This window comes from Agromyces sp. NPDC055661, assembly GCF_053618135.1.
The window spans coordinates 2,374,560-2,391,645 of record NZ_JBSHHC010000001.1; the positions used below are offsets into that span (position 1 = coordinate 2,374,560).

The following is a 17,086-nucleotide window of genomic DNA, read 5'->3' on the forward strand; positions in this document are numbered from 1 at the left end:
GTGAGCGGACGCCCGACTGGCGTCGTGCGATCGCCTCGTTCACTGCCTCACCGACCGACATGAACGAGCCTTCCGAGACGACGGATGCCGCGTCGCCGGCCTCGCGCGCTGGCCGACCGGCCGCGGCGCCGCGTCCCCTCGCGCTGCAGTTCGAACTGCGCCGCGACGTGCCGCGTCGGCCGGGCGAGTGGCAGGGGCGACGTGACGAGCCCGCACGGCGCGCGGCATCCGTCGACCGGCTCGCGGTGCGCCCGGTCACGGCGGGCGCCCGTGGTCGATGGGTCAAGTCCGGGCTCACCTGGCAGAACATCGCCTACCAGGCGAGCGCGGGCGGGTTCGACCACGCACAGTCGCGATGGTTCGCGCAGTTCGCCATGCTGAAGGGCGGGTCCACGGCGGTGTACCAGCCGGCCGGGTCCGAGTGGATCTCGCTCGACGAGTTCGAGAGTCCGCTGCTGTGGGCGCTGCTCGCCGAGGCGCGGCGGCTCGGCATCGCGCTCGCCGGGTCGACGGCGACGCCCGCGGTGGTCGTGCACGACGCGGCATCCGTGGCGCTCGACGCGACGATCGGCGACGACGGCGATCTCGTGCTCGAGCCGATCGTGCGGTTCGGCACTGAGACGCGGCCGATGCAGCACGTCCGCCGTATCGGCGAGCATGGGCTCTACCGCTTCGACTTCGGCGCCGGGGTGCTCGACGTCGCGCCGCTGACGGCACCGCTCGGGCCGGCCGAGGTCGCCGCGCTCGAGGAGGCTCGTACGGTGCGCGTGCCGGCCGCGGAGGTGCCCGAGTTCGTGCGCGGGCACGTCCACCGGCTCGCGCGGTCGATCGCGATCGTGAGCCGCGTCGACAGCTTCACGCCGCCGGTGGCACCGCCCGCCACGCTCGTGCTCGACGCACGGCACGAGCCGGGCGACGTGCTGCGGCTCGCGTGGCGGTGGGAGCACGCCGACGGGCGCACGACGCCGGTCGACGCGTCCGTCGCAGCCTCGGCCGACGACCCCGACCTCGACGACGACCTGCTCGCGCGGGTCGCCGACGCGCTCGGCTGGGTGCCGCTCGAGGCGGTGCTCCTGCGCGGCGCCGACGCGGCCGAGTTCACGGTCGAGCGGATGCCGCGACTCGAGCGCCTCGCCGAACGCGGGCCGCTGCGCATCGACGTGCGCGGCATCCGGCCCGACTACCGCCGAGCCGAGGGCGAGCCGCGGCTCACCGTCACGGCGGTCGAGTCGCTCAAGGCCGACTGGTTCGACCTCGGGGTGCAGCTCACCGTCGACGGTCGCCCGGTGCCGTTCCAGCGGCTCTTCACCGCGCTCGCGAAGGGGCAGCGGCGCCTGCTGCTCGTCGACAAGACGTACCTGTCGCTCGCGGATCCGCTCTTCGACCCGCTGCGCGAGCTCATCGAGGAGGCCGGCACGGTCGCCGAGTGGGAGACCGGCACGCTGCCGATCCACCGCACTCGCGCCGGGCTCTGGGCCGACTTCGAGGACCTCGCGCACGAGGCCGAGCCAGCTGTCGCCTGGCGTCGAATCGTCGAGGGGCTCGCGCACGGAGGCGTCGAGGAATTGCCGCCGCCAGCCGGGTTCGCGCTGCCGCTGCGGCCGTACCAGCTCGCGGGATTCCGGTGGCTGGCGTTCCTGTGGCAGCACCGGCTCGGCGGCGTGCTCGCCGACGACATGGGGCTCGGCAAGACGGCGCAGGCGCTTGCGCTCATGCAGCATGCGCGCAATGCTTCGGTCGAGGATCGCCCCTTCCTCGTCGTCGCGCCCACCTCCGTCGCCTCCAACTGGGTGCGCGAGGCGTCGCGCTTCACGCCGAACCTCCGGGTCGCCACCGTCATCGCGACCGAGGCGCGGCGTCGTGGCCGCATCGCCGAGGCCGCGGCATCCGCCGACGTCGTCGTCACGACCTACGCGGTGCTCCGACTCGAGGCCGATGCGTTCGCCGCGCTCGAGTGGAGCGGGCTCGTCCTCGACGAGGCGCAGTTCGTGAAGAACTCGGCGACGAAGGTGCACGAGGCCGCCCGCGGCATCCGAGCGCCGTTCCGGCTCGCGATGACCGGCACGCCGATCGAGAACCACGTGGGGGAGCTGTGGGCGATCCTGCGGATCGTCGCGCCCGGCCTGTTCCCGTCACGGCGCGCGTTCGACGAGACCTACCGACGACCGATCGAGCAGGACGGCAATGTCGAGCGACGCGAACGGCTGCGGCGGCGCATCCGCCCGCTCATCCTGCGCCGCACGAAGGAGCTCGTGGCGCCCGAGCTGCCGCCGAAGCAGGAGCAGGTGCTCGCGGTCGAGCTCGCGCCGAAGCACCGGCGCCTGTACGACGCGACCCTGCAGCGCGAGCGGCAGAAGCTCCTCGGACTCGTCGACGACCTCGACCGCCAGCGGTTCATCGTGTACCGGTCGCTCACGCTGCTGCGCATGCTCGCGCTCGACGCTGCGCTCATCGACGAGGAGCGCTACGCCGGCTACCCGTCGGCCAAGCTCGACGCGCTGTTCGAGCAGCTCGACGACGTGCTCGCCGAGGGGCATCGAGCGCTCGTGTTCAGCCAGTTCACGTCGTTCCTCGGGCGGGCGAGGGCGCGACTGGATGCCTCGGGCATCCCCTACGCGTACCTCGACGGGTCGACGCCCGTCCGCCGCCGCGACGCCGAGATCGCGCGGTTCCGGGCGGGCGAGGCAACCGTGTTCCTCATCAGCCTGAAGGCGGGCGGCTTCGGCCTGAACCTCACCGAGGCCGACTACGTCTTCCTGCTCGACCCGTGGTGGAACCCGGCGAGCGAGGCCCAGGCCGTCGACCGCGCGCACCGCATCGGCCAGGCGAAGCAGGTCATGGTCTACCGACTCGTCGCGCAGGGCACGATCGAGGAGAAGGTCATGGCGCTGAAGGCGCGCAAGGGCGAGCTGGTCGCGTCGATCCTCGATTCGGGGGCGGATGCCGCAGAGCCGCGTGACGGCGACTCGGGCACGCCCGCGCCGGCAGACCTGCGCGCCGCCGAGGCGCTCACGTCCGCCGACCTGCGGGAGCTGCTCGAGGGCTGAGCGAGCGCAGTGTCATCGGATTCGGTGTTGCGTCCCGACAGGCCGATGAGTGGATCCGACACGCGGTACGGGCGGTCGGAACACCGAATCCGGTGACCGGATGCGGGGTCTTCAGCGCGGGGTGACCGTGGTCGCGACCCGGCGTCCGGGCTGCCGGCTCGCGGCACGGAGACGACGGATCCACTTGTCGCCCTCGACCACCACGAGCAGGATCAGCGTCAGCCCGATGCACTCGAGCCACTGCCAACCGGTCAGGGACACCGTGCCGAGGAAGCGCTGCAGCAGCCCGACCTCGGTCGACGCGACGATGAGCACCACCGGCCAGATGAGCACCTTCGTCACCGCCCAGATCGGCGGGAGCAGGCCCGACTCGGGCGAGCGCCGCATGAGCAGCGCGCTCAGCACCGTGGCGAGGCCGAGCACCACGTAGGCCATGGTCATCGACGCGGTCGGCTCGGTCGGGCTCGGCTCGTCGGGGCCCCACAGGAGCGGCACCAGTGCGATGAGGAAGATGACCGTGCCGTAGACGAGCCACTCGATGAGGGACACCGGGTTCACGACCCCGATCCGCGGATCGCGGGGCGGGTGGTTCATGATGCCCGGCGGGTTGGCGTCGGCGGCGATCGCGAGCACGGCGAAGAGTGCGACGAAGAAGTTGATGAACAACACCTGCGCGGGGAAGAGCGCGACGCCCTCGGCGATCGAGAAGGCGCTCGCCGCGAGGAACAGCATGATGAGGCTGAGCAGCTGCGTCATCTGGAACCGGAGGTACGCCGTGATCTTCGAGTACACGATGCGGCCCAGCTCCACGGCATGCACGAGCGTCGCGAAGTTGTCGTCGGTGAGCACGAGCTTCGCCGCCTGCTTCGTGACCTCCGACCCCGACCCCATCGCGACGCCGATGTTCGCCTGCTTGATCGCTGCGGCGTCGTTGACCGCATCGCCCGTCATCGCGACGATGGCGCCCTTCGCCTGCAGGAGGCCGACGAGCCGGAGCTTGTCGTCGGGGGTCACGCGGCCGAAGACGTGGAGATCGGGGAGACGCCGCGAGAGCTCCTCGTCGCTCATCGCCTTGAGGTCCGCGCCGCTCACGGCACCGGTGGGGAGCCCGAGCTCGCTGCCGATCGCTCCCGCGGTCACGGCGTGGTCGCCGGTGATCATGCGAACGTCGATGCCGGCCCGGTGCGCGACCTCGACCGCGACCTTCGCCTCGGGTCGCAGCGGGTCGACGATGCCGACGATGCCGATGAGCACGAGGTCGCCGACCCATGACATCGGGTCGGCTGCCACGCGGCCCTCATCGGCATCGTCGAGGAAGCGGGCCGCGATGGCGAGCGTGCGGAGACCGGTGGCCGACATCCGCTCGAGCTCTGCGGTGGCCGAATCGGCTGCGAGGGGTACCACGTCGCGGGATTCCCCGAGCATCGTCGTGCACCGCCCCACCACGACGTCAGGCGCGCCCTTCACGAGCAGGACGAGACGCTGCTCGCCGCGCACCGGGATCCGCTGCAATGTGGCCATGAACTTGTAGTCGGAGTCGAAGGGGACCTCGGCGAGGCGCGGGTAGTCCTTCCGGGCTTGGTCGGCATCGATGCCGAGCCTCGCACCGAGTACGACGAGTGCGGCCTCGGTCGGGTCGCCCACCACTTCGCCGTCGGCCGACACCGTCGCGTCGTTCGGCAGGCTGATTGCGAGTCCGAGCGTCGGCGCGTCGAGCGGTTCGTCGGTCGTGCCGAGCACCTGGCCCTCGAACGAGTATCCCTCTCCCGTGACCCGGTAGGTGTTGCCGCCGAACCAGGCCGTGCGCACGGTCATCTTGTTGAGCGTCAACGTGCCGGTCTTGTCGGAGCAGATCGCGCTCGTGGCGCCCAGCGTCTCGACGTCGTTGAGGGAGGTGACGATCGCGCGCTCCTTCGCGAGCCTCGAGGCACCCCACGCGAGCAGGCTCTGCACGAAGACCGGGAGGCCGGTCGGGATGGCCGAGATCGCCACGGCGGTGGCGAGGAAGAGGAGCTCGTCGAGGCTCTGCCCGCGCACGAACCCGATGATGACGATGACGAGCACCGCGCTCCAGGCGATGATGCCGAGGACCTTGGTGAGGCTGTCGAGCTCGAGCTGCAGCGGGGACTTCTTGTCGCCGACCTGCGTCAGCAGCGACGCGATGCGTCCCATCTGCGTCTGCATGCCCGTCTCGACGACGACGATCCGTGCGGTGCCGCGCGTCACCGAGGTGTTCTGGAACACCATGGACGTGCGATCGGCGAGCGCCGTGTCGGCGGTGTTCTCGGCCGGACCCTTCGGGATCGGCAACGACTCGCCCGTGAGCGCGGACTCCTGCGTCTCGAGGTTCGCAGAGCGGAGGATCCGGCCGTCGGCGGGGACGAGATCGCCCGACTCGACCTCGACGATGTCGCCCGGCACGAGCCCCGTCGCGGGGATCTGCAGCAGCGATCCGTCGCGCACGACCCGGGCCTGCGGCGTCTGGAGCTTCGCGAGCGCGTCGACGCTGCGACGCGCCTTCACCTCCTGCCGGGTCCCGGTGACCACGTTGAACAGCACGAGGATCGCCACGATGATCGCGGTCGTGAACTGCTGGATGAGCAGCGAGATGATCGTCACCGCGATGAGCATCAGGGTCATGAGCTCGAGCACCTGGCTCAGCGCGATGCGCCACACACTCGGTGGCGGCGCACTCTGCAGCGCGTTCGGGCCCACCTCGGCGAGCCGCTTCTCGGCCTCGGCCACGGCCAGGCCGCGTGCACCGTCGGTCTTCGCCTCGGCAACGGCGGCGTCGGGGGCGAGGGCCCACCATTCGACGCCGTGCCCTTCCGCCTCGGTGGTGGTGCTCTGGACTTCGATGCTCACAAGACCCCCAAGAACGTCGTGCCGACTGTGGCCAGAGTAACGCCGCGGGTGCCACGAAGGGGAGTGCCCCGACCGCGTGATTTCGAGCGGGCCGGTAGTAGGAGTCGTCGCCCGCGCGGCATCCGTCACCGATGCCCGATGTCGAGGGCGGGTCAGCGCCCGAGGCGGCCCCAGCGGTCGCGGCGACGCGAGCGCGGCTCGTCGAGTCCGATGTGCACGCGGGTGCGCTTGCGCTCCCAGATGATCATGCCCGCGCCGAGCGCCCAGAGCGGCACCTGCGTGAGGAACGCGATGCGGAACGCCTCGAGCGAGTAGGTGGCGGGGGTTCCGGCGCCCTGCACGTCCATCGCGATGCCGATGAACAGGATGGCGAGCAGGCCGGCCAGGAACCCGCCGCCGTTCACGATCCCGGTTGCAGTGCTGAGCCGGTGGCTCGGGTTGAAGGTGCGGGCGTGGTCGAACGCGATCATCGAAGCCGGTCCGCCGGTGCCGAGGGCGGCCGTGAGCAGGAAAAGGAGCCAGAGTGGGGCGGGCCCGGGCCAGAGGATGACGGAGAGCCATGCGACCGCCTGGATCGCGATCGTCGGCAGCACGAGCATGCGCGACCGGCGCATCGGGTGGCGACTCGACAGCGCCCCGATGACCGGGCCGACGAGGATGCCGAAGATCACGAAGGACGTGACGACGAGCGACGCGACCGCGGGCGACAGGCCCTCGCCGGCGGTGAGGAACGGGAAGCCCCACAGCATCACGAACGCGGTGCCGGCGAAGGGCGTCGCGAAGTGCGACCAGAAGGCGAGCCGGGTCGCGGGGTGCGCCCACGACTCGCGGAAGCCCTCCCGGAGGTCGGCGGCGCTCGTCACCACCCGGATGGCGCCGGTCTCCGTGTCGACGGCGACGTCGGCGTCCCGATCGGGCGGATGGTTCCGGATGATCGTGAACGTGAGGATCGAGAACAGCACGCCGAGTCCGGCGAGGCTGCCGAAGGCGATGCTCCACGAGGTCGCATGCAGGAGCGCGGCGAGCGGGAGGATCGAGATGATCTGCCCGAACTGGCCGATGAGGCCGGTGAACTGCACGAGCACGGGCGCCTGCCGGTCGGGGAACCACACGGCGATGAGGCGCAGCACGCTCGGGAAGACGGCCGCGTCGCCGGCGCCGATGAGCACGCGGGCGAGGATGCCGATGCCCACGTCCGAGGCGAACGCCATCACGAGCTGGCCGAGCGCCATGAGCACCATGCCGGCGGTCACGATCGGGCGCGCGCCGAAGCGGTCGAGCAGCAGGCCCACGGGGATCTGCATTGCGCCGTACACCGCGAGCTGGATGACCGCGAACATCGACAGCGTCGAGGCATCCGCGTCGAACCGGACGGCGGCGTCGACGCCGACCGACGAGAGCGAGGTGCGGTTCGTGACTGAGAGCACGTAGGCGGCGACGCCGACGGCCCATACCAGCCACATGCGCCACGGACGCGCGGGCGTGGGGAGAATCGTCACTGGGCCTTCAGGGGGATCGGTGCCGCGGCGGCATCCGCGCGCCGCCCTTCCAGCCTAACCGCGCTGCGGGCGTGCCCCTGACGGCTGTGCACGGCATGGGCCTTCGTGCTGAACGCCCCGGGTTCAGTCCAGCCGGCCGAAGAGCTCGGCGCGCTCGGCCCGCGTCAGGCCGGTACGGGGATCGCGTTCGTGCGGATCGGCAGCGGTATCGATGCGATGCGCGGTGTGGTCGAGCGCGAGATCGAGTTCTTCGCGATGCGCTTCGACGTAGGCGCCGATCGCGGACGCCACGACGTCCTTCTTGAACCGCCGTTGAAGGCGGGCCGTGTCGGCGATCAGTCGATCCGTCTCCAGGTCGACTCGTACGAGTCGCGTGATCTTGCCGGCCATGTCCGCACGCTACCTTCGCACGCAGAGCGCCCGGCGCGACGTCGTTCCTCATCGACGAGACCGCTTCACGCGCACGTTGTGTGGAGGACGGGTCGTCACCGCCATCGTCTTCGAGGCGGGCGGGAGTATCACTCCGCAGAATCGGTAAACCTGTCTACTCGGCGACAAGTCGACCGATCAACAAATCAACCGGACGACAAATCCACGGAGCGACAAATCAACCGGACGACAAATCCACGGAGCGACAAATCAACCGGACGACAAATCCACGGAGCGACAAATCAACCGGACGACAAGTCCACGGAGCGACAAATCAACTGAGCGACGAATCCCGTCGACGTGTCAATTTGGTGACAGATCGCGGACGACAGGTCTATTCGGCAACAAGTCAACTGATCGACAAGTCGACGGATTTACCGATTCTGCGGGGAGGTATTCTCCTCCGCTTGGGCGCGACAACGGTGGCGGCGGCGACGTCGGAAGCAGCGACCGTCGAGCAGGCCGGAACAGAGCCGACTGGTTACGCCGGCGCCGGGAGCCGGGACGACGACCAAGAAGAGCCGACGACGAAGGGCCGGGGCGACGATGTCGCCCCGGCCCGTCGTCAGGTTGCGGTGAGCAGGCGCTGCGGCCTGCCGGCGCAGCCTAGAGGTCGCCCTCGGCGGCCACCGCGTCGACCTTCTCCTCGATGATGTCCTCGAGGGGGCGGGTCGTCTGGGCGGGCGACTTGTTCGCCTGCTCGGCCGCCAGTTCGGCGTCGAGGTCGGTCGCGGCCTGCTCGAACTGCGAGTTGTAGAGGCGCCAGTACGCGCCCTGCCTCGCGATGAGCTGCTCGTGGTTGCCCTGCTCGACGATGTCGCCGTGCTCCATCACGAGGATGAGGTCGGCGTCTCGGATCGTCGAGAGGCGGTGGGCGATCACGAACGAGGTGCGGCCCTGGCGCAGCGCCGCCATGGCGTGCTGCAGCAGCAGCTCGGTGCGGGTGTCGACCGAGGACGTCGCCTCGTCGAGGATCAGCACCGAGGGCTGCGACACGAACGCGCGGGCGATCGTGATGAGCTGCTTCTCGCCCGCCGACACGTTCGAGGCCTCCTCGTCGAGGACGGTCTCGTACCCGTCGGGCAGCGAGTGCACGAACCGGTCGACGTACGTCGCCTTCGCGGCGGCGATGATCTCGTCGTCGGTCGCGGTTTCGCGGCCGTACCGGATGTTCTCGCGGATCGTGCCGGCGAACAGCCACGGGTCCTGCAGCACCATGCCGGTGCGGGCGCGGACGTCGTGCCGGGTGAGCTCGGCGATGTCCTGCCCGTCGAGCAGGATGCGGCCGCCGTCGAGCTCGTAGAACCGCATGATGAGGTTCACGAGCGTCGTCTTGCCAGCACCCGTCGGGCCGACGATCGCGACCGTCTGCCCGGGCTCGACCCGGAACGACAGGTCGCTGATGAGCGGCCGGTCGGGCGTGTACGAGAACGAGACGTTCTGGAACTCGATCGTGCCGTCGCCCTCGACCGGCGCGGGCGCGTCGGCGGCGTCGGGGTCCTGCTCGTCGGCGTCGAGCAACTCGAAGACGCGCTCGGCCGACGCGGTGCCCGACTGGACGACCGCGGCCATGCCGCCGAGCTGCGACAGCGGCTGCGTGAACTGCTGCGAGTACTGGATGAACGCCTGCACGTCGCCGAGTCGCAGCTGCCCGTTCGCGACCATCAGGCCGCCGAGCACCGCGATGCCGACGTACGTCAGGTTCCCGACGAACATCATGCCGGGCATGATGATGCCCGAGAGGAACTGCGCCTTGAACGAGGCTTCGTAGAGCTCCTCGTTCTCGGCCCGGAACTTCTGGCTGGAGTCCTCCTCGCGACCGAAGACCTTGACGAGCGCGTGGCCCGAGAAGGACTCCTCGACGCGCGCGTTGAGGCGGCCGACCTTCTTCCACTGGATGCCGAACGCGGCCTGCGACTTCGGGCCGATGACGCCGAAGATCACGCCCATGAGGGGCAGTGCGACCAGTGCGACCAGCGAGAGCTGCCACGAGATCGAGAACATCATGACGAGCACGCCGACCACCGTGAGGATGCTCGTGAGCGCGCTCGAGAGCGACTGCTGCATCGTCTGGGTGATGTTGTCGATGTCGTTCGTCACGCGCGAGATCAGCTCGCCGCGCTGCATCCGGTCGAAGTAGCTCAGCGGCAGACGGTTGACCTTGGCCTCGACGTCTTCACGGAGCCGGAACATGGCCTTCACCATGATCACGTTGATGACGTAGCCCTGGATCCACGAGAGCACGGAGGCCACCACGTAGAGCATCAGGACGACGATGATGACCTGGCTCAGGCGCACGAAGTCGATGCCCTCGCCCGGGGTCAGCGTCGCCGCGCCCACGATGTTGGCGAGGTCGTCCTGACCGGAGGCACGGAGCCCCTCGACGACCTGCTCCTGGGTCAGGCCCGCGGGCAGCTGCAGCGAGATGAAGCCCTCGAAGATGATGTTCGTCGCCTCGGCGAGCACCTTCGGCGCGATCACCGTGAGCACCACGCCGATGGCGCCGAGCAGCGAGACGAACGCGAACGACCACTTCCACGGCGCGAGCAGGCCGAGCATCCGCCGGAAGCTCTTGCCGAAGTCCTGCGCCTTGCCGGGCTTCACGCTGTCCCAGTCGCCGGAGTTGAGGCGGGCCTGCTCGGCGAGCTCGGCCTCCATCCGCTCCTCTTCGGTCAGCTCGGGCTCGGCCACGGGTGCGCCGCGACGACCACGGCCGCGTCCGCGGCCCTCGTTCTTCATGTCCGCGCTCATGCCCGTGCTCCCGCCGCCAGCTGCGACTCGACGATCTGGCGATACGTCTCGCAGGTCTCGAGCAGCTCCTCGTGGGTGCCGATGCCCACCATGCCGCCGTCGTCGAGCACGATGATGCGGTCGGCGTCGGTGATGGTCGACACGCGCTGCGCGACCACGATCTTGGTCACGTTGGGCAACTCGCGCCACAGCGCCTGCCTCAGCCTCGCGTCGGTGGTGAGGTCGAGCGCCGAGAACGAGTCGTCGAACACGAGGATGTCGGGCTGGTGCACGATCGCCCGCGCGATGGCGAGACGCTGGCGCTGTCCGCCGGACACGTTCGTGCCGCCCTGGGAGATGCGCCCGTCGAGGCCGCCCTCCTTGTCGGCGACGAAGTCGGCGCCCTGGGCGATCGTCAGGGCCTCCCACAGCTCGGCGTCCGTGGCATCCTCGCGACCGAACCGGAGGTTGGAGGCGATCGTGCCGTTGAACAGGAAGGGACGCTGCGGCACGAGGCCGATCGTCTTCCACAGCCGGTCGAGGTCGGCCTCGCGCACGTCGACGCCGTTCACGAGCACGGAGCCGCCGGTGACGTCGAACAGCCGGGGGATGAGCGACACGAGCGTGGTCTTGCCGGCGCCGGTCGATCCGACGACGGCGACCGTCTCGCCGCGGTTCGCGCGGAACGAGATGCCCTCGAGCACCGGGTGCTCGGCGCCCGGGTACTGGAACACGACGTCGCGGAACTCGATCGTGCCGACCTCGGGGAAGGTCGAGACGGGGTTCTCGGGGCGGGCGAGCGTCGCCTTGTTGTCGAGCACCTCGCCGATGCGCTCGGCGGAGACCGCCGCGCGCGGGATCATGATCGTCATGAACGCGGCCATGAGCACGCCGCCGAGGATGATGCCGACGTACTGCATGAAGGCGAAGAGCGTGCCGATCAGCACATCGCCCTCGTTCACCTCGATCGCGCCGAACCAGAGCACCGCGACGACCGTGACGTTGAGCACGAGCATGAACAGCGGGAAGAGCGTGATGAACAGCGTGCCCACGCGGCGACCGACGTCCATGATGTCGGTGTTCGCCCCGCGGAAGCGCTGCTCCTCGATGCGCTCGCGCACGAACGCCCGCACCACGCGGATGCCCGTGAGCTGCTCGCGCAGGATGCGGTTCACGTTGTCGAGCTTCTTCTGGTACGAGCGGAACAGCGGCACCATGCGGATGATGACGACCCCGGCGACGACCAGGATGATCAGCACCGACGTCCAGATGAGCCAGCTCAGCCCGACGTCTTGACGCAGCGCCATGATGATGCCGCCGATGGCGAGCAGCGGCGCCTGCACGAGCATGGTCGCGCCCATCATGGCGAGCATCTGCACCTGCTGCACGTCGTTCGTGTTGCGGGTGATGAGCGAGCCGGGGCCGAACTGCGACACCTCGCGCTCGGAGAACCCGCTGACCTTGTCGAAGACGTCGTTGCGGATGTCGCGACCGAGCTTCATCGCCGCCTTGGCCGCGAAGTAGGTCGCGATGATGGCCGCCGTGATCTGGCCGAGCGAGATCGCGAGCATGAAGGCGCCCGTCGACCAGATGAACTCGGTGTCGCCCTTGCTCACGCCCTCGTCGATGATGTCGGCGTTGAGGCTGGGAAGGTAGAGGGAGGCGAGCGCCGCGATGAGCTGGAACACCAGCACGCCGAGCAGGAGCCACCCGTATGGTCTGAGGTAGCGGATCAAGAGTTTGCCGAGCATGGTTCTCCGGGAGGAAACGGGGTGGATGGCGGGCGATGCGAGGGGGCCCGCGAGGCGCGACGCCGAACCCCCGATCGGCATCGCACCCGCTAGTCTGCATCGAACCGCTACCCTCCGACATCATCCGTCCGGCGGATATCGCTGAGAGCGCAATCATCCGCGCGATCAGGGCTCACAGGACGGGGCTGGGCGCCATCCGATAGGCCGTGAACGAGGCGATCGCGAGCCACGCCCACCCGACGACGACGGCGAGCCAGAGCAGTCCGACGCCCGCGGGCACCACGGCGAGCGCCGCGCCGCCGAGGAAGCCGAGCACGATCACGGCGGCGGCGACGTACGACGTGATCGCGGCACCGCGCCGGCCCTCGCGGCGGAACCAGCCGCCGACGACGATCGCGGCCGCGGCGAGGCTCACGAACCCGATCGCGCCCGCCAGGAGGTGGAGGAGGCCGCTGACCGACGCCGTCGTGGCATCCGTGCCACCGGGCGGGAAGCCGCCCATCGGGTCGGGCGGGAACAGCGCCGCGCCGAAGAGGCTCACGCCGTAGAGGCCGAGCAGCACGCCGGCGGCGACCCCGCGACCGCCCGGCAGCAGCCGCGCGAACCCGAGGGCCGCGGCGAGCACCATGAGCCCGCTCAGCACGAGGTTGAGTGCCTGGATCCAGCCGAGCGGACCGACGAGCAGCAGGCTCAGCGCGTGCCGCGAGAGGTCGAAGCCCGGCACGAGGAGCGCCTGCACGAGGCCGACCACGAGGTAGAAGGGACCGGCGACGACGCCCCAGCCGAGGAGCGACTTCGTGACGGCGCGACCGCGGTCGAAGGTCGCGTCGGGCGTGGTTGCGGGGACTGCGTTCGACATCGTGCTCACCTGTCCGTCATGTCGTGGGTGCGTCCGAGGGTATTCTGCCCTCATGGGTGTAGTATTACACCGAGTAATGCAAAAGTAAACGGATGAGTGCAAGAGATTCGGAGTCCGGATGAACAGCGCGCCATCGACGACCGACCGGGCCGGCTACGAGGACCCGCGCATCACGCGCTCCCGAGCGCTCATCATGGAGGCCGCCGCCCGTGTCTTCCTGCAACGTGGGTACCCCGGCACGAGCGTCGACGACATCGCCGCCGAGGCCGGCGTCTCGAAGCGCACGGTCTACAACGTCTTCGACGACAAGGAGCAGCTCTTCCGGGCGATCCTCGACCAGGCGATCACGACGGCCGAGCGCTACTCGCTCGCGTTCGGCGCGACGGCCGCCGAGACCGTCGACGTCGAGGCGGCGCTCACCGCGCTCGCGCGCGAGCTCGCGGCATCCGTGCTCAGCGGTCGCGTCGTGCCGCTGCGGCGGCTGCTGATCGGCGAGACGTCCCGCTTCCCCGAGTTCGCGGCGGAGTACTACGAGCGGGCGCCCGGCCGCGTGATGACCGCCGTCGCCGGCGCGCTGCGCGGCTTCGGCGAGCGCGGGCTGCTTCGCATCGACGACCCCGAGCTCGCCGCCGAGCACTTCGCGTTCCTCGCGATCGGGCCGTCGCTCGACCGCGCCCTCTTCGATCTCGAGAGCGACACGGATGCCGCGACGGCGACCCGCGCGGTCGATCGCGCCGAGCGCGGTGCCGCCGCCTTCCTCCGCGCCTACGCGGCGTGAGCTCGGGGGCCGCCCGCCCGGCCCGGCGCCCGCCCGGCGCCCGCCCGCCCGGCCCCCCGCCGGGCCCGGCGCCCGGCCTCGTCGCAGGACCCGGGATTCAGGCGATCCCGCCCGATTCAGGCCGATCCGCGGCATCCGCGCCTGAATCGCGCCCGATCGCCTGAATCGCGACCGGGCAGAGGGCGGGTGGGTGGCGGGCGTCGTCTCGGCGACCAGAATGGACCGCGGAGGTCGACGATGATCACGCACGAGGTCCTGAACCAGGCACCGCCCCGCGAGGGCGTCGACGAGTTCGCGGCGAACGCACCGCTCGTCGAGGGGGTCGCGCGCTGGGGGCGTGACGGCGCGCGCACGTCCGGCGGGCGTCCGGCCGGCGGGCCGCCCGCGCCCGACTCCGCCCCGTCCGACGCCGACTTCGACGGCATCGACGCGGCGTCCGTGCTGCACGACCTCGGACGGCACGTCGGCTCGGCCGCGTTCCAGCGCGACGCGGAACGAGCGAACACCCACCCGCCGGTGCTGCACACGCACGATCGGTGGGGGAACCGGATCGACGAGGTCGAGTACGACGACGCGTACCACCGCATCATGGCCGCGGCGGTCGGCGCCGGCGCCCACACCTCGGCGTGGGCGGAGCCGGGTCCGGGTGCGAACGTCGAGCGTGCGGCGGCGTTCTTCCTGCTCGCGCAGGTCGAGCCCGGGCACGCGTGCCCGGTGTCGATGACGCACGCCGCGGTGCCGACGCTCGAGCTCGCGGCGTCCGGGCTCGCGACGGAGTGGATGCCGCGGCTGCTGAGCCGGGAGTACGAGCCGGGGCTGGGCGGGGCGGGCCTCGATACGGCTGCTTCGCGGCCTCCGCAACCCCCGGGGGGCAAGCGCTCGGCGCTCGTCGGCATGGCGATGACCGAGAAGCAGGGCGGATCCGACGTGCGTGCGAACACGACCCGCGCCGAGCCGACCGGGTCCGACGGATCCTGGGGTCGCGAGTTCCGGCTGACCGGCCACAAGTGGTTCTGCAGCGCGCCGATGAGCGACGCGTTCCTCGTGCTCGCGCAGGCGCCGGGCGGGCTCAGCTGCTTCTTCGTGCCACGGGTGCTGCCCGACGGCTCGCGCAACGTGTTCCGGATCCAGCGGCTGAAGGACAAGCTCGGCAACCGCTCGAACGCCTCGAGCGAGATCGAGCTCGACGGCACCGCCGCGTGGCTCGTCGGCGAGGAGGGGCGCGGCGTCGCCACGATCGTCCAGATGGTCACCCGCACGCGCCTCGACTGCGTGCTCGGCACGGCCGCCGGGATGCGCCAGGCCGTCGCCGAGGCCGCCTGGCACGTGCGGCACCGTCGCGCGTTCGGCGAGCTGCTCGTCGACCAGCCCGCGATGCAGGCGGTCGTGGCCGACCTCGCGCTCGAGTCCGAGGCCGCGACGGTCACGGCGATGCGGCTGGCGCGGGCCTACGACGACGACGCGGATGCCCCGGAGCAGGCGTTCCGCCGCCTCGCCACCGCCGTGTCGAAGTACTGGATCTGCAAGCGCGGGCCCGGGCACGCCTCCGAGGCCCTCGAGTGCCTCGGCGGCAACGGCTACACGGAGGCGTTCCCGCTCGCGCGGCGCTACCGCGAGCAGCCGCTCCTCGCGATCTGGGAGGGCTCGGGGAACGTGATCGCGCTCGACGTGCTGCGCGTGCTCGCCCGCGAGCCCGAGGCGTTCGACGCGTTCTTCGGCGTGGTCGCCGAGGCGACGGGGGCGCACGCAGCGCTCGACCTCGAGGTCGCCGAGGCGCAGGCGGTCGTGCTCGAGGTGTCGCGTGATCCGGCGAGTGGCGCGGTGCGGGCCCGGGAGCTCGCCGAGCGGCTCGCCCTCGTGCTGCAGGCGTCGCTGCTCGTGCAGCACTCGCCCGCCGCCGTGGCCGACGCGTTCGTGCGCTCCCGGATCGAGGGCGACGGCGGCACCATGTACGGCGCGCTGCCGCCGGGCCTCGACGTGGCGGCGATCCTCGCGCGGGCGTGAGGGCGCCTCGCGGGCTCGGGAGTCGGAGCCTCCTCAGGTCCTGATCGGCACGTAGTGCGCGACGGTCACGCCCTTCGGCGTCGTGGTGCTGCGCGTGAGCTCGAGCGGCTGGTGCGTCGAGCCGAACAGCTTCGTGCCGGTGCCGAGCACGATCGGGTGGATGACGAGCACCCACTCGTCGATCAGGTGCGCCGCGGCGAGCGACCGCACCACCGTGCCGCTGCCGAGGATCGAGAGGTCGGGACCGTCGCTGTGCTTCAGCGTGGCCACGGTCTTGATCGCGTCGCCGGCGACGAGCGTGGAGTTCTCCCACTCGAGACGGGTCGCCGCGTTCCGCGACACCACGAACTTCTCGACGCGGTTCATGTACGCCGTGTACGGGTTGCCGTCGTCCTGGTGCGGCCAGAACGCGGCCATGCTCCGGTAGGTGCGATGCCCGAACAGCATCGCGCCGTCGGAGCCCATGCCGACGGCCATCTCGGCCGCCAGGGCCTCGTCGCTCCCGGGGACGGCCCAACCGCCGTACGGGAACTCGCCGCGGGTGTCCTCGTCGGGCGATGCGGGCGCCTGCATGACGCCGTCGAGTGAGACGTTCTCGGTCACGGTGATCCTGCGCATGCGGCTCATCCTCCGCCCGGATGCCGCGCGCCGCCAGTGCCGGCTCAGCCCGCGACGAGCCGCTCGAGCGCGGCGAGCGCCGGGCGCTGGCCCTTCACGAGGCGGTCGAGGGCCTCGTCGGGCGTGAACCAGCCCGCGGCATCCAGCTCGGGGAAGGACTGGCGCCGACCCGAACGGGGCGGCCACTCGAGCTCGAACAGGTTGCTGCGGACGTCGCTCGCGTCGAAGTCGGACTCGCCCGCGAAGACGTGCACGACCTTGCCCGACGAGTAGCGGAACGCGCCGAGCTCGCGGTACTCGACGTCGGGTGCGGGCCGCCCGATCTCCTCGGCGAACTCGCGCAGCGCTGCCGCCAGCGGCGTCTCGTCGGTGAAGGTGCCCTTCGGGATCGACCACGCCGAGGCATCCTTGCCGCGCCAGAACGGCCCGCCCATGTGCCCGAGGAGCACCTCGAGCCGCGGCTGCCGTCGGTAGAGCAGGATGCCCGCGCTGGTCTCCGCCATGCG

11 protein-coding genes are annotated in these 17,086 nt (G+C 70.7%); 3 read left to right on the forward strand and 8 right to left on the reverse strand.

Annotated elements, in window-relative coordinates; translation table 11 throughout:
* The first annotated feature begins 59 nt into the window (after window positions 1-59).
* Entirely contained in the window at window positions 60-3,047 is a 2,988-nt protein-coding gene (locus ACWGO8_RS10865) for a DEAD/DEAH box helicase (protein WP_452043075.1), read from the forward strand.
* A gap of 111 nt (window positions 3,048-3,158) precedes the next feature.
* Here ACWGO8_RS10865 and ACWGO8_RS10870 read toward each other — a convergent pair whose 3' ends face one another.
* From ACWGO8_RS10870 to ACWGO8_RS10895, 6 genes are all read right to left on the reverse strand, one after another.
* On the reverse strand, window positions 3,159-5,912 hold the full coding sequence (locus ACWGO8_RS10870; protein ID WP_452043076.1) for a cation-translocating P-type ATPase: 2,754 nt from the start codon (window positions 5,910-5,912) through the stop codon (window positions 3,159-3,161).
* Between the two features lie 152 nt (window positions 5,913-6,064).
* Window positions 6,065-7,375: an MFS transporter gene (locus ACWGO8_RS10875; protein WP_452043551.1), complete on the reverse strand. Its 1,311-nt coding sequence runs from the start codon at window positions 7,373-7,375 to the stop codon at window positions 6,065-6,067.
* A gap of 159 nt (window positions 7,376-7,534) precedes the next feature.
* The gene (locus tag ACWGO8_RS10880) at window positions 7,535-7,801 is read right to left on the reverse strand and encodes a hypothetical protein (protein WP_452043077.1); all 267 of its coding nucleotides are present in this window, start codon (window positions 7,799-7,801) and stop codon (window positions 7,535-7,537) included.
* 645 nt (window positions 7,802-8,446) lie between these two features.
* Complete coding sequence (locus tag ACWGO8_RS10885) at window positions 8,447-10,498, reverse strand: ABC transporter ATP-binding protein (RefSeq protein ID WP_452043552.1); 2,052 nt, start codon at window positions 10,496-10,498, stop codon at window positions 8,447-8,449.
* Between the two features lie 89 nt (window positions 10,499-10,587).
* Window positions 10,588-12,321 carry an ABC transporter ATP-binding protein gene (locus tag ACWGO8_RS10890; protein ID WP_452043078.1) on the reverse strand — a complete coding sequence of 578 codons (1,734 nt, stop codon included), beginning with the start codon at window positions 12,319-12,321 and terminating at the stop codon, window positions 10,588-10,590.
* A 172-nt stretch (window positions 12,322-12,493) separates the two neighbouring features.
* On the reverse strand, window positions 12,494-13,180 hold the full coding sequence (locus ACWGO8_RS10895; protein ID WP_452043079.1) for a DUF998 domain-containing protein: 687 nt from the start codon (window positions 13,178-13,180) through the stop codon (window positions 12,494-12,496).
* Between the two features lie 118 nt (window positions 13,181-13,298).
* On the opposite strand from ACWGO8_RS10895, the gene ACWGO8_RS10900 reads away from it, so the two are divergent.
* Together ACWGO8_RS10900 and ACWGO8_RS10905 are read left to right on the forward strand one after the other, a co-directional pair.
* Window positions 13,299-13,958 (forward strand): TetR/AcrR family transcriptional regulator, encoded by a 660-nt coding sequence (locus tag ACWGO8_RS10900; protein WP_452043080.1) that lies wholly within the window; start codon window positions 13,299-13,301, stop codon window positions 13,956-13,958.
* Window positions 13,959-14,195: 237 nt separating this feature from the next.
* Window positions 14,196-15,962 (forward strand): acyl-CoA dehydrogenase family protein, encoded by a 1,767-nt coding sequence (locus ACWGO8_RS10905; RefSeq protein WP_452043081.1) that lies wholly within the window; start codon window positions 14,196-14,198, stop codon window positions 15,960-15,962.
* 33 nt (window positions 15,963-15,995) lie between these two features.
* On the opposite strand, the gene ACWGO8_RS10910 is transcribed toward ACWGO8_RS10905, so the two are convergent.
* Window positions 15,996-16,580 (reverse strand): dihydrofolate reductase family protein, encoded by a 585-nt coding sequence (locus ACWGO8_RS10910; protein ID WP_452043082.1) that lies wholly within the window; start codon window positions 16,578-16,580, stop codon window positions 15,996-15,998.
* Window positions 16,581-16,624: 44 nt separating this feature from the next.
* Window positions 16,625-17,083, reverse strand: coding sequence for an NUDIX domain-containing protein (locus tag ACWGO8_RS10915; protein WP_452043083.1), 459 nt, complete (start codon window positions 17,081-17,083; stop codon window positions 16,625-16,627).
* Window positions 17,084-17,086: the final 3 nt, after the last annotated feature.

Bases quoted from the DNA above. Each gene is read 5' to 3' on its own strand.
- ACWGO8_RS10880 (WP_452043077.1), bottom strand. From the start codon at position 7,801: ATGGCCGGCAAGATCACGCGACTCGTACGAGTCGACCTGGAGACGGAT.
- ACWGO8_RS10885 (WP_452043552.1), bottom strand. From the start codon at position 10,498: ATGGAGGCCGAGCTCGCCGAGCAGGCCCGCCTCAACTCCGGCGACTGG.
- ACWGO8_RS10905 (WP_452043081.1), top strand. From the start codon at position 14,196: ATGATCACGCACGAGGTCCTGAACCAGGCACCGCCCCGCGAGGGCGTC.
- ACWGO8_RS10865 (WP_452043075.1), top strand. From the start codon at position 60: ATGAACGAGCCTTCCGAGACGACGGATGCCGCGTCGCCGGCCTCGCGC.
- ACWGO8_RS10915 (WP_452043083.1), bottom strand. From the start codon at position 17,083: ATGGCGGAGACCAGCGCGGGCATCCTGCTCTACCGACGGCAGCCGCGG.
- ACWGO8_RS10910 (WP_452043082.1), bottom strand. From the start codon at position 16,580: ATGCGCAGGATCACCGTGACCGAGAACGTCTCACTCGACGGCGTCATG.
- ACWGO8_RS10890 (WP_452043078.1), bottom strand. From the start codon at position 12,321: ATGCTCGGCAAACTCTTGATCCGCTACCTCAGACCATACGGGTGGCTC.
- ACWGO8_RS10900 (WP_452043080.1), top strand. From the start codon at position 13,299: ATGAACAGCGCGCCATCGACGACCGACCGGGCCGGCTACGAGGACCCG.
- ACWGO8_RS10895 (WP_452043079.1), bottom strand. From the start codon at position 13,180: ATGTCGAACGCAGTCCCCGCAACCACGCCCGACGCGACCTTCGACCGC.
- ACWGO8_RS10875 (WP_452043551.1), bottom strand. From the start codon at position 7,375: ATGTGGCTGGTATGGGCCGTCGGCGTCGCCGCCTACGTGCTCTCAGTC.